This is a genomic window from Rickettsia endosymbiont of Gonocerus acuteangulatus (assembly GCF_964026435.1).
Classification (GTDB): Bacteria; Pseudomonadota; Alphaproteobacteria; order Rickettsiales; family Rickettsiaceae; genus Rickettsia.
On sequence record NZ_OZ032147.1, the window covers coordinates 1,542,799 to 1,555,060 of the forward strand.

A 12,262-nucleotide genomic window follows, 5' to 3' on the forward strand; every position below is an offset into this window, starting at 1 on the left:
TGTTCTACTTACTTATAGTATTTTCAATAGATGATTCCTTTTTAAGCTTAATAATGTTTCTTAGTTCTTTATTATATTTATAATTTTGCATAATCAATGGTTCTTTTAACGGATCATAATTTTTCTCAATTTCTTGTATAGAAGGAACAGATGATTCAAGATCCTGATATTTTTCCCAAGGTGTTTTCCCAGCGAGAGAAGTGTGCCCCCAATTATGTAATTGCTTTGGTAATTCTATACTACGTATATCAACACTACTATAAAATTCATCTAGATCAGTCTTTTGCGATCTTTCTACCTTACCATTTAGATGAGGTGACAACGGTTTAATCGGACGAAATTTAATTTTATGTTCTTTTAGATAATCTTGTACAATATACGCAAAAAACTCCTGTCCTCTATCAGTTTGAATACGTTGTACTGGGAATGGCATACGCTCTAATACTTGCTCTAAAAAAGATACTGTATTTATTGCAGTACGTCTTTTATATAAAGCTAATATCTTATATCTAGTACAATCATCTATGGCAGTATACTGATATAAATTACTGGCTATCTTACACCTGGAACTTTAGCACTATAACGTTTTACTTGCTTACGATAATGCCGCTTTAAGTTTAGTCTCCCAAGATTATGTTTTTGTAAGACCTTATGTATAGTAGCAGTAGAAAACGAAATGCCATGTAAACGTTTTAGTTCGTTCTGAATCCGTCTTGCTCCTAACTTCCTTTCTTTTCGTAAAACTAGTATTTGTTGCTCTGATATATCATTTAATTTCTGATAAGGAGATGTATGCGGTTTCCTGCTTAAAGAATGCAGACCCTCAACACCCAATAACTCATAACGTTTATACCATTTGCGTAAGGTGAATCTTGAAATACCATAGTGACTACAAACTTTCCCTGCATTACCTGACTCTTGATATAATTTAACCCAACTTAAACGTATTTTAATCTTAGGCTCCATACTAGTATTTTTATAACTAAATTACATTTGAGCCTACATCCTTATTGTAACTATGTCTATAAATCTCACACTTTATTATTAATATTAGGCATGCACCCTATGATTTTCAAGTTGAAGCCTTTAAGGCCGGTGTTATACCTTATATCCCAGGTGACAAGAAGTGTTGATACACTATTTTGCGTCACAGCGAAAGTTCCTTAACTGAAGGCCAATTATATAATTGCTTTGGTAATTCTATACTTCGTATATCAACACTACTATAAAATTCATCTAAATCAGTCTTTTGCGATCTTTCTACCTTACCATTTAGATGAGGTGACAACGGTTTAATAGGACGAAATTTAATTTTATATTCTTTCAGATAATCTTGTACAATGTACGCAAAAAACTCCTGTCCTCTATCAGTTTGAATACGCTGTATTAGAAATGGCAGATGTGTTAATACTTTCTCTAAAAAAGATACTGTGTTTATTGCAGTACATCTTTTATATAAAGCTAATATCTTATATCTAGTGCAATCATCTATGGCAGTATACTGATATAAATTACTGGCTATCTTACACACGTCCATTTGTATCCTTGCCCCTGGAACTTTAGCACTATAACGTTTTACTTGCTTACAATAATGCCGCTTTAAGTTTATCTTACCAAGATTATGTTTCTGCAGGACTTTATGTATAGTAGCCATAGAAAACGAAATGTTATGTAAACGTTTTAGTTCATTCTGAATACGTCTTGCTCCTAATTTCCTCTCTTGTCGTAACACTAGTATTTGTTGCTCTGATATATCATTTAATTTCTGAAAAGGAAATGTATGCGGTTTCCTGCTTAAAGAATGCAGCCCCTCAATACCCAATAACTCATAACGTTTATACCATTTACGTAAGGTAGATCTTGAAATACCATAATAACTACACACTTTCCCTGCATTACCTGACTCTTGATATAATTTAAACCCAACTCAAACGTATTTTAATCTTAGAGTCCATTTTGGTATTTTTTATAACTAAATTACATTTGAGCTTACATCCTTATTATAACTATGTCTATAAATCACACAAATTACCATCTCTATATGCTGTGCCACGATATTTTTGTGAAAATCTAAATGAATATATATTATTACCTTTTGACGTTGTTTTTGAGGTAATTAATTCCCACCTTATACCTTTATCTTTATATAATTCTTCCCATTCTAATTGTTTGATTTTCTTTAAAGTAAGTAAAGCACGTTGCTCTTGCTTTTCTATGCTAAATAATTGTTCTTGAAAAGCAGGATAATTCATATCTAGTAATATTTTAGTCATTTTGTACCAAATCTACTATTTCATCAAAATTTTCATGCCTTTTATTTGTTTCTGCCCATTTTATAGCTCTATCAATTATCTCATTGTTATTTTTATTATAAAGCTACATTTTATTATCAGGAATAAATTTACCAGGTTTAATTATTATAGTACCATCTATTAACGTTAAAACTTGGATTTGCTTACCAGCGTATTTTTTCCCAAGTGATACCTGCCCATTAGCTCCAACTTGCTTTATTGTTTCTATGTGACTTTCTGCTATCATAATATTTTATTTACAAAATTCCTATTTTAGTATATTTGTGTGTATAAAGCAATAGGAGTTATCACAAATCCATTATCAATTTAAATTTTTCACCATTACCGATAATTTTACTATCTGTGTTATAAATAATTGGATCATTGATTTTTTCATGACCGAATCTATCAGTTTTAAATACCGGTACTTTTAAATTAGTTGTAAAATTACGCAGCACTAACATTGTGAGTTTAGAATCTTTATCAAACGTGCCAAATATTATAGCCTTAATATTTTCAAGTAATCCAGCTTGTTTTAATTGGATTAAAGCACGATCTAACTGATAAGGAGCTACATTTATATCTTCTAAAAAAAGAATTTTACCAGCGGTTTTTATTTGCCATCTAGTCCCTATACTACTTAACACCATAGTTAGGTTACCGCCGGTTAGCTTGCCGCTAACAAGTTCGGTTGGTTTGGCTACATTGTTAAGAGCTGCTAAATCATTTATGACCGCTTGTTTTACTTTACCTTGCAATATTTCAGCAAGTTTTATCAAGTTACCTTGATCTTGTTCAGGTTTTAGCAAACCAGCTACATTAGTACCATGTATTGTTTTCCATCCCCATTCTTGCGATAAGAAAAGATGCAAAGCCGTTATATCACTATATCCTATAAAAAATTTTTCCTTATTTGGTTTTGAAAGTTTTAATAAATCAGGAATTAATCTTGCAGAACCATAACCGCCTCTTAAACTCCATACTATATTGCTAGCTTCATTATATAAGGCATCTTTCAAACAATTAAATCTTATCTCATCAGTACTTGCTAAAAATGGTAAATCACTTTTGCTAAAACATTTAGCCGGCATATTTAAGTTAAGAGCTTTGATATTTTTTAAATCGGATAAAGTTTTGCTATCAGCACCTGAAGCCGGTGCAACGACATTAATTAGAATATCTTTTAAAAGCTTGGGTATTGTAGCTTGCGAAAAAGCTGACAATGAAGAAAATATTAATATTAATAAAATTAGATTTTTAAGTTTCATGATATTTATTATTAGAGTTTTACTATTATATCATTATTGTGTGAATCTTATCTAGATAGACCTAACAACGTCTTTTATGTTATCCTGTGGCGGCATTGTTGCGTAGATCGAGAGTTGTCTGAGCTACGCAAATGAAATGAGCGTGGCCAATCCAGAAAAAATAATAAAAAATGCTATAAATTAGCATTTTTTATACTTCCTTGCTTCGTCAATTACTTCGTAATTTCCTTACAATGACAACGTAAGGCAAGCCTTACGCCAGAACATTTCCTTAAGATAAAAAGTCCATATCTAAATAAGAATACTGATCACCACCCATAATATTCATTTCTTCATTTTTAAATTGATCAATATTAAAACCAAGATACTCTTCAAATATATAGTTTGTTCCTATTCTTTCGGATATTGCATTTATATCATCAAAGTTTTTAGAACCTTTAAAATAATCATAAGCTAGCTTCAATGTTACTTCTTTTTTCATAGCTTCACTAGTTTTAGCTGGTATAGCATAAATTATTAAGATACTGACAATTTAATAGTAATAAAAGTAATCCCCGCCGCAAGCAGCGGGGTATTTTAGAAGAAAGCTAGCTGATGATCCTCATGCAGTTTCTGATATTCCTTGCCTTGGTTTTTTACGTATTTTCCTATCATATTCTCATTTCCATGCTTACCTACCGTACTCGTAAAATATCCATCAGTCCAAAATTCTCCACCCCATAATTGTTTCTTTACCTGTGGACACTGTCTAAATATTTGACGAGCTGTAACACTTTTAATTGTTGTTACTATTTTTGTTACGCTATAGGTTGGTACAGATTGTACCAAAAAATGGACATGATCTTCATCAACCCCTATTTCTAAAAATTTTATTTGATATCTCTTTTCTATCTCTAAACATATTTCTCGTAATACTTGATCAACTGATACGTCAAACACTGCTCGGCGATATTTTGCTGGAAATACCATGTGATACAGCAGTACCGTAACATTATGACTTTTATGTATATATTTGCTCATTCCGCCATATTACGCCGCAAGCGGCGGGGAATATACCCAAAAGAGATTAAAAACAGCATCATAAAATGTTTCAAAATCTCCTACAACTTTCCTAATTTCATTTTTTATCTTAAACCAGTAATGCTCTATAGGATTTAAATCAGGAGAGTAAGTTGGTAAATACAATATAGTACAACCAACGGATTCAATTAACTCTTTAACTTTAGAATTTTTATGAAAATTAATGTTATCCATAATAACGGTTTGCCCAGGTTGTAATTCTGTAATTAATACATCCCTAATATAAGTTTTAAAGACCTCTGTATTACAATTACCTTCAAATATTACAGGAGCAATAAGATTACCATTACAAAGACCAGCTATCATACTTATTCTAAATTTATGTTGATACACCTTTTCTCCATAACACCTTTGTCCTATAATGCTCCATCCATACTCTTTGCAAGCATTATCCTCTATTCCAGATTCATCAAGATATACTAATTTGTCTTTTGTGATGGTTTGTATCTTTGCTATAAATTCATTTCTTAATTTAATATCTCTTTTCGGATGAAAATGAGTTTTGTTTATAGCTATAGCCAAGTTTTCTGATTTGTCTTAAAATAGTTACAGATGCAATATTACCCCATTGCTTTGCTAACTCCTTTGATGTTTTATTCATATTAGCTTTAAAAAATTCTTTAAAAGATTCTGAATCTTTTATCTTATGACTATGTCCTTTCTGATAACCAGTTGCTGCTTCTAAAGTACCTTGCTTATCTTTTAATTTTTTCCATTTATATATAGTATCACGACTTACATTAAATAATTTACTTACCTTACTTATTCGTATCCCTGCTTCTACAGCTTTTATAATTCTTAGTCTTAGTTCTATTGCATATGCTCGTGCCATATCTCTTTACATGCTTGTTAATATTTGCTTACTATAACATGATACTCTCGCTCTGTCAGTACCTTAATGACTTATGCTATATATCAGAAGGAATACAAACGTTTAGCTGATCATTATGGAATTTTACTTTCTCCTTGTTGTGTATATCAGCCTCAAGAAAAAGGCAAAGTAGAATCAGGCATAAAGTATGTCAAAAATAATTTTTTTGCTGGACGTAAATTTCATAGATATGAAGAATTAATACACGATCTTGCCAACTGGTTAAATAAAGCAAATAACCGAATACATGGTACTACTAAAAAAATTCCTCAGGAACTATTTGAGCAAGAAGAAAGTAATAATTTAATGCCTTTACCATTAGAAACGTTTGATTTGTCATCGTGGCATAATCGAAAAGTAGCAAAAGATTGTCATATCACCATAGATAATAATTATTATTCCGTACCGGCAAAATATATATACAGTGAGGTACTGGTACAATTATCACCAAAACTTGTTCAAATATTTTCTATACAAAATGATTTAATAGCAAGGCACGTTAGAACAGATGGCAAAGGAATATTTACCACTAATCCGTCTCATTATGCCAAATATAAACGTCTATGCCCAGGTTTTATAGAATATAGCGAACATTATCAACAACAAATGCAGCAGATAGGCAATAATTGCAGTTTATTATTAGAGTTATTACAACAAACACGAGTAAATGATTGGCAACGTTGTGCTAGAGGTATTATTTCTTTACGTAAGGTTTACAATGATGAGTTAATAGACAAAACTTACGCTATGTTTGGTTCTAAATATCGTAAAGATGGAGAACGCAGCTGTTGTTGCATATAGTCATCTAAAAGCCCTAACTTTATTTGGTAAACCGTTTTACCGATTGTATTTGCAGTCCTTTTGAGAAATGCCCAAACTAAAAATGCCCAACTAATATGATTACGTTGAATACGCTGTTTCCTGCATTGACAACGTTCTATCCCAGTAAGTTGCTTAATTTCTGCATGCTCTCAATTACCCATCGAAAGCCACACTCATCTTGTGCAGCTTTAGAAGATTTGTGAGTTTTGTTATTGGTAACAACATACTCAACTCTGTTGGTAGAAACAGTAAATTTAAACAAATTAACATGCTTATTTTTAGCAAAGCCTTTTATATAAATCTCTACTCCATGCCTGATCTCTTCATCTGAAAATGTCAACTCTTTTACAGCTTTATAAGGTTTAGAATCGTGTGTTTTACTAACGTTTCTATTGGCTTTAATAGGGGCATAATAATATTTCCCCAGAGAGTCAACATGTTGCATAATTTTGTGTGTAGAATACCATGTGTCAAAAAGTACTGTTTGAAAAGGAATCTTCTTGCTATAAACAGCATTATTTAACATGTTTAATAGGTGTTCTAGTTTTGTTGCTCCATCATGATCAGGTGCAAAAATTCGATAATCTATTACCCAAAACTTATTAATATCAGGGTTATAATATACCAGACTCACTACTCACTATACCTTTAGTAACTCTACCTGTAGCTCCACTGTACTGCGATCTTGCAATTTCTATTTGCTTCGTATTCCTTTTATTTAAAACCGTATCATCAAATATTGTATATCCATTAGATGAAAAAATAACATCATTCTTGATGTGTTCCCATAACAAAGAAGGTGTATATTTTTCATTCCTTAAAAATCTATTAATAACATCATGACTACATATTCTTTGCATGTTCAGCGTAGTAGGTTAAACTATAATTCTTTTGGCTAACTATTAAAAATTGACAATAATCTGTCCTATTAATTGGTATTGCTTGCAACTTTATCCTCTTTGACATGTTTAATTATTTTTACAATAATTTATCACTTTTTTACTCATAGCGTAAGTTTTGGTATTTTCTTTATATAGTAGCTCTAAGAATTTTTTAAATTCAACTTCTTTACCATTAATAAGTGTTAGTTTTTGATCTAATTTTGTAATCTCTTCTTGTTCTATTTTATCTTCGCGATATGGATTCGTTATATTATACTTTGCAAGGAAATCTTTTGTAGGAGTATTTTCCCATGTTGCAGGATAATTTGTTGAAAGAGAACAAGCAATAGCACCGTCTATATTTTCCTCTTTTGCTTTTAAAATATGCATAAGTGTAGCTACACCATTGAGGTCTAACTTTGGAAAATCATTTTTAAATTCATCTGTTACATCATTTAGTAATTTACAATGTAATCCTTCACGAAAAACTTTTGCTACTAATGCGGCTTGATTTGTAGTAAAATTTTCTTGCTCGTAAAAACTATTTATTTCATTAATTAAATCAGTATTAGGAGCAATTCTTGACCAAAAAATTGGGAATATGTTATATTATATTTTGTAAATAATGCTTCAGTTGTAACATCATTCAATTTTGCAGGATAACATCCCTCGGGTAACGCATTAAGAGCTGGAACAACACTTCCATACATATAAATACCTAACAAAACTTACGCTATGTTTGGTTCTAAATATCGTAAAGATGGAGAACGCAGCTGTTGTTGCATATAGTCATCTAAAAGCCCTAACTTTATTTGGTAAACCGTTTTACCGATTGTATTTGCAGTCCTTTTGAGAAATGCCCAAACTAAAAATGCCCAACTAATATGATTACGTTGAATACGCTGTTTCCTGCATTGACAACGTTCTATCCCAGTAAGTTGCTTAATTTCTCTGTGCATGCTCTCAATTACCCATCGAAAGCCACACTCATCTTGTGCAGCTTTAGAAGATTTTTGAGTTTTGTTATTGGTAACAACATACTCAACTCTGTTGGTAGAAACAGTAAATTTAAACAAATTAACATGCTTATTTTTAGCAAAGCCTTTTATATGAATCTCTACTCCATGCCTGATCTCTTCATCTGAAAATGTCAACTCTTTTACAGCTTTATAAGGTTTAGAATCGTGTGTTTTACTAACGTTTCTATTGGCTTTAATAGGGGCATAATAATATTTCCCCAGAGAGTCAACATGTTGCATAATTTTGTGTGTAGAATACCATGTGTCAAAAAGTACTGTTTGAAAAGGAATCTTCTTGCTATAAACAGCATTATTTAACATGTTTAATAGGTGTTCTAGTTTTGTTGCTCCATCATGATCAGGTGCAAAAATTCGATAATCTATTACCCAAAACTTATTAATATCAGGGTTATAATATACCAGACTCACTACTCCTATACCTTTAGTAACTCTACCTGTAGCTCCACTGTACTGCGATCTTGCAATTTCTATTTGCTTCGTATTCCTTTTATTTAAAACCGTATCATCAAATATTGTATATCCATTAGATGAAAAAATAACATCATTCTTGATGTGTTCCCATAACAAAGAAGGTGTATATTTTTCATTCCTTAAAAATCTATTAATAACATCATGACTACATTTCTTTGCATGTTCAGCGTAGTAGGTTAAACTATAATTCTTTTGGCTAACTATTAAAAATTGACAATAATCTGTCCTATTAATTGGTATTGCTTGCAACTTTATCCTCTTTGACATGTTTAATTATTTTTACAATAATTTATCACTTTTTTACTCATAGCGTAAGTTTTGCTAACTTGGTTGCAGTATTCATAAATGATACTACGCCACTAAGATTTAATTTTGAAAAATGGTCTATAAATTCATTTGTTACATTATTTGCATCACTACTGCGTTTTGCTTCTACTAAAGCCTTTAACACTAACTATAGCTTGTTCGCCCTTTTCTTGATTATCACCACCTGAATTAGATGTGCTTGCTATCCATCTATATTTAATTGGCTCTTGTTCATTAAGAGGATTTAAAGGATGTGGCATCCCAATGTCAAAAGTTTCTCTATTTTCATGATTAATACCTAAACTACTAAGCATTTCCTTAATATTGTGCACATTATTATCATGATCATTAGAGGTTTTTTTTACTTCTGTTTCTACTTGCTTTACAACTCTTTGTGTTTCTCTTTTTAATTTTCCTAAGAATCCGCTTTTTTTCCCATAACTTCCTCCGTTAATTTTTATTGTTAATTAGTTTTTTTATCTTACCCAACTAGAGGTACTTCTAGTTCTTCAACTATATCCATCCAACGATTTGTTAAGCTTTCATCACCAAAAGAATTAATATATTCAAAAGCTGTTTCTTTATCAGTTAAACCCGCTTTTAAATCAGATTTAAGATTTGATAATATCTCTTCTTGCAATGGATTATAAACTTCGGATTTTGTATCGTCTTTTAATTCGTCTTTATCTGAGGTAATATTTTTAACAGTAGCATCAAGTGCTTTTTTAGTATCTTCATCAAATTTAGCTACCATGCTTTCATATTTAACATCGTCATTTTTAACTTCTAAAGCACTAACTATTTTATCAAATATATCAATTTTGCTTTTATGTTTAGATGTAGTAGTTGTAACCCAACGCCATTGAAAATTTTCATACCCTCCAGCATAATGCGGCACTGAAATATGTGCATGCGTCTCATCGTATGGAATGCCTAATTTATCAAGTATGGCTTTATATTTTTGTACTTCAGGACTTGAGTTAATACGAAAACTTCTAAAATCATTTTCTAAATGTTTGAGTAATCCTTGTAAATCATTTGGCATAACTTTTCCTTAATTTACTAATTATATATCCGCATCATACCTATATTTTATAATATGTCAAAACAAAACATTAACATAAACTAACTTTTTAGTATATCACAAGCGTGTAAATCCTGTTTAAACTTGAATGTATTATTTTTATTTAAAATCGTGCAATAAATTTGAATATTCTCAAGAACTCTTTGAACATAATCTCTTGTTTCTCGGTAAGGTATAAGTTCCATCCAGTCGATGACTTTTCTCATATCCTTGATATTCCTTGGATCACCAAATCTATCTATCCATTTTGCAACATTGTGACTGCCAGCATTATAAGAGGCAATCGATAAAATATAAGATCCACGATGATCACCCAGTAATTGTTTAAAATGATGAGTACCAAGTTTAATATTATATGCAGGATTCCTAGTTAAATCTGCTACACTACATTTAAGACTTATAGATTTAGCGGTTTCACAAGCAGTTTTTTCAATAAGTTGCATTAAACCCATAGCATTTGCACTACTTACCGCTTTATGATCAAAAACAGATTCTTGCCTAATAATCCCATAAGCTAAATTAGGATCAATAGGAAGCCCTGTTAGATTATAAGGAGTTGGGAAAGCACAATTTGGAATGAAAATATTATTTTGAGCAGCAATTTTTGCAACATCAACCATATAGTTAGCATTATTAGTTGATTTAATAATATTTGTGATTACTAAAATTTCAGCAGGGTTTTTAGTCTCTTTAATAGCAGCTTTAGAATATATAACAGCTAATTTATTTTTATTATATTTAACTAATAATCTTATTGCTTTAATAATATCTTTATTCTTAATAGTTTTTCTTTCTTCATTGCTAACTATAGGTACAGGAGGCAATACTAAATTAGTTTTATTTAACTCAATATTTGCTACCTGACCATAAAAGGTAAAAGAGTATTTAGCAGCCTGTTCGTAAAACTGTTTAGCAGTTTGTTTATTACCTTTTGCTTCATAACTTCGTCCTAACCAATAATACCCACGTGCTAAACTAATCGGAGTTTTAACAATTTTGATAAATTTATTAAAATGTGCTAATGCCTGATCAGGTTTCTTTAAAAAGCTTAACGACAACCATCCAGCCATCCACTCCTGCTCTCTTATCGTTTCAGGACAGGTAGCAAAAGGCAATGATGCTATTTTATAGCTATTAGCAAAATCTTTATAATCGATAAACTCACGAGCATAGTAGAGCTGCAAGCGACACCATTTAGCAAAATGCTTACGATTATTCTTTGCTTTCTTAAATAAAGTAATAATTTCACCAGTTGGTTTTTGCTTTTTCTTAGAATCTAAATAACGATATAACAGACCAGAAGTATAATATTTTTCAGGGACTTTTCTGAAAAGCTTTTCAGCATTTGGCGATTTATTTATAATAGCAATTTGGGTTCTAAAGGAGTTGTGATAATTACGATCTACATATTTTAGTGATTGCTCAGCTGATCTAATATCAGACTTCCAAAGATGTTCTTCTATTCGTTCTAAATGATCATTTGTGGTTAAATATTTCTTCCATCTGCTATAATATGCACTTTCTTCTTCAGGGCTAAAATCTGCATATATCCAAGCATCTTTAATAATAGGTAATAATATTTTTTGATCATTAATTAAGCTACTTGCAGCTAACGCATAATATTTATAACCTTTACTAGTAAGAGGCGGATGCTTACTAAACCATTCAAAAATTGTTTTTTTATTTGTATTGCTATTTAAGTATCTTTCTGCTTTTTCTTCTAATAGCTTACCTTGAGGCCAATTTGGATTATCGCACAAAAACTTAATTACCTGCTCAAAACTATTACTTGGATAATCGCTATCTAAAAATCTTTGCGAAACAACAATTTTTGTTAAAGCTTTGTTATTTAACTCCTTAGCTAACTGCTCTGCCTGTGACCAATTTTTTTGATCTACATATAAAAAAACTTGCCCAATATTATTGTCAGGCTCAGCAAATACTTTAAAACTTGCTCTTAATGAGAGCAAAATAATAATTGATAATTTTTTTATTATTTTCATATTTTTTAAATATATTCAGTTTTTCCTATCATCCCGTGATTTATTCGACTTTGTTGCGTGGATCGGTTTTTCCGTCATTGCGAGGAATTTACGAAGTAATTGTACGTACGCAATCCAGCTAAAAAACGCTAATTTATAGCATTTT

16 protein-coding genes and 2 pseudogenes are annotated in these 12,262 nt (G+C 31.0%); 1 reads left to right on the top strand and 17 read right to left on the bottom strand.

The genetic code is table 11. The features are described from left to right. Positions 1–4: 4 nt before the first annotated feature. The 9 genes and pseudogenes from AAGD55_RS09555 to AAGD55_RS09595 form a co-directional block, all read right to left on the bottom strand. Positions 5–966, bottom strand: a pseudogene (locus tag AAGD55_RS09555) (helix-turn-helix domain-containing protein). Between the two features lie 181 nt (positions 967–1,147). Beyond that, on the bottom strand, positions 1,148–1,654 hold the full coding sequence (locus tag AAGD55_RS09560) for a DDE-type integrase/transposase/recombinase (protein ID WP_341792580.1): 507 nt from the start codon (positions 1,652–1,654) through the stop codon (positions 1,148–1,150). Between the two features lie 36 nt (positions 1,655–1,690). Next, positions 1,691–1,885, bottom strand: a pseudogene (locus tag AAGD55_RS09565) (helix-turn-helix domain-containing protein); the annotation flags it as partial. 127 nt (positions 1,886–2,012) lie between these two features. Beyond that, a complete protein-coding gene (locus AAGD55_RS09570) occupies positions 2,013–2,252 on the bottom strand; it encodes a hypothetical protein (RefSeq protein ID WP_341791294.1) in 240 nt (79 codons plus the stop codon). 124 nt (positions 2,253–2,376) lie between these two features. Further along, positions 2,377–2,538: a hypothetical protein gene (locus tag AAGD55_RS09575; protein WP_341792614.1), complete on the bottom strand. Its 162-nt coding sequence runs from the start codon at positions 2,536–2,538 to the stop codon at positions 2,377–2,379. Between the two features lie 61 nt (positions 2,539–2,599). Continuing rightward, entirely contained in the window at positions 2,600–3,559 is a 960-nt protein-coding gene (locus AAGD55_RS09580; protein WP_341791295.1) for an LD-carboxypeptidase, read from the bottom strand. Positions 3,560–3,830: 271 nt separating this feature from the next. Next, positions 3,831–4,040 (bottom strand): hypothetical protein, encoded by a 210-nt coding sequence (locus AAGD55_RS09585; RefSeq protein ID WP_341791296.1) that lies wholly within the window; start codon positions 4,038–4,040, stop codon positions 3,831–3,833. Between the two features lie 95 nt (positions 4,041–4,135). Next, positions 4,136–4,579 (bottom strand): IS200/IS605 family transposase, encoded by a 444-nt coding sequence (gene tnpA / locus AAGD55_RS09590; RefSeq protein ID WP_341790826.1) that lies wholly within the window; start codon positions 4,577–4,579, stop codon positions 4,136–4,138. Positions 4,580–4,588: 9 nt separating this feature from the next. Continuing rightward, positions 4,589–5,471, bottom strand: a protein-coding gene (locus tag AAGD55_RS09595) for an IS630 family transposase (RefSeq protein WP_341791297.1) whose coding sequence is annotated in 2 segments (ribosomal slippage) — positions 4,589–5,143 and positions 5,145–5,471 — 882 coding nt in all. Because the reading frame shifts where the segments join, the coding sequence is not laid out codon by codon here. 66 nt (positions 5,472–5,537) lie between these two features. On the opposite strand from AAGD55_RS09595, the gene AAGD55_RS09600 reads away from it, so the two are divergent. After that, positions 5,538–6,311 carry a Mu transposase domain-containing protein gene (locus AAGD55_RS09600; protein WP_341791298.1) on the top strand — a complete coding sequence of 258 codons (774 nt, stop codon included), beginning with the start codon at positions 5,538–5,540 and terminating at the stop codon, positions 6,309–6,311. Positions 6,312–6,447: 136 nt separating this feature from the next. Here AAGD55_RS09600 and AAGD55_RS09605 read toward each other — a convergent pair whose 3' ends face one another. The 8 genes from AAGD55_RS09605 to AAGD55_RS09640 all read right to left on the bottom strand — a co-directional run bounded on the left by AAGD55_RS09605 (position 6,448) and on the right by AAGD55_RS09640 (position 12,117). After that, a complete protein-coding gene (locus AAGD55_RS09605) occupies positions 6,448–6,966 on the bottom strand; it encodes a hypothetical protein (RefSeq protein ID WP_341791299.1) in 519 nt (172 codons plus the stop codon). Continuing rightward, entirely contained in the window at positions 6,947–7,192 is a 246-nt protein-coding gene (locus tag AAGD55_RS09610) for a hypothetical protein (RefSeq protein WP_341791300.1), read from the bottom strand. Before AAGD55_RS09610 ends, AAGD55_RS09605 begins: the two co-directional genes overlap by 20 nt. After that, a complete protein-coding gene (locus AAGD55_RS09615) occupies positions 7,176–7,298 on the bottom strand; it encodes a hypothetical protein (RefSeq protein ID WP_341791168.1) in 123 nt (40 codons plus the stop codon). The genes AAGD55_RS09610 and AAGD55_RS09615 overlap by 17 nt, the downstream gene beginning before the upstream one ends. 2 nt (positions 7,299–7,300) lie before the next feature. Further along, entirely contained in the window at positions 7,301–7,603 is a 303-nt protein-coding gene (locus tag AAGD55_RS09620; protein WP_341791301.1) for a hypothetical protein, read from the bottom strand. Between the two features lie 338 nt (positions 7,604–7,941). After that, positions 7,942–8,991: a transposase gene (locus AAGD55_RS09625; protein ID WP_341791302.1), complete on the bottom strand. Its 1,050-nt coding sequence runs from the start codon at positions 8,989–8,991 to the stop codon at positions 7,942–7,944. A gap of 149 nt (positions 8,992–9,140) precedes the next feature. Continuing rightward, the gene (locus AAGD55_RS09630; RefSeq protein ID WP_341791303.1) at positions 9,141–9,362 is read right to left on the bottom strand and encodes a hypothetical protein; all 222 of its coding nucleotides are present in this window, start codon (positions 9,360–9,362) and stop codon (positions 9,141–9,143) included. 149 nt (positions 9,363–9,511) lie between these two features. Further along, positions 9,512–10,075, bottom strand: coding sequence for a hypothetical protein (locus AAGD55_RS09635; RefSeq protein WP_341791304.1), 564 nt, complete (start codon positions 10,073–10,075; stop codon positions 9,512–9,514). 80 nt (positions 10,076–10,155) lie between these two features. Beyond that, the gene (locus tag AAGD55_RS09640) at positions 10,156–12,117 is read right to left on the bottom strand and encodes a transglycosylase SLT domain-containing protein (protein WP_341791305.1); all 1,962 of its coding nucleotides are present in this window, start codon (positions 12,115–12,117) and stop codon (positions 10,156–10,158) included. Positions 12,118–12,262 lie beyond the last annotated feature (145 nt).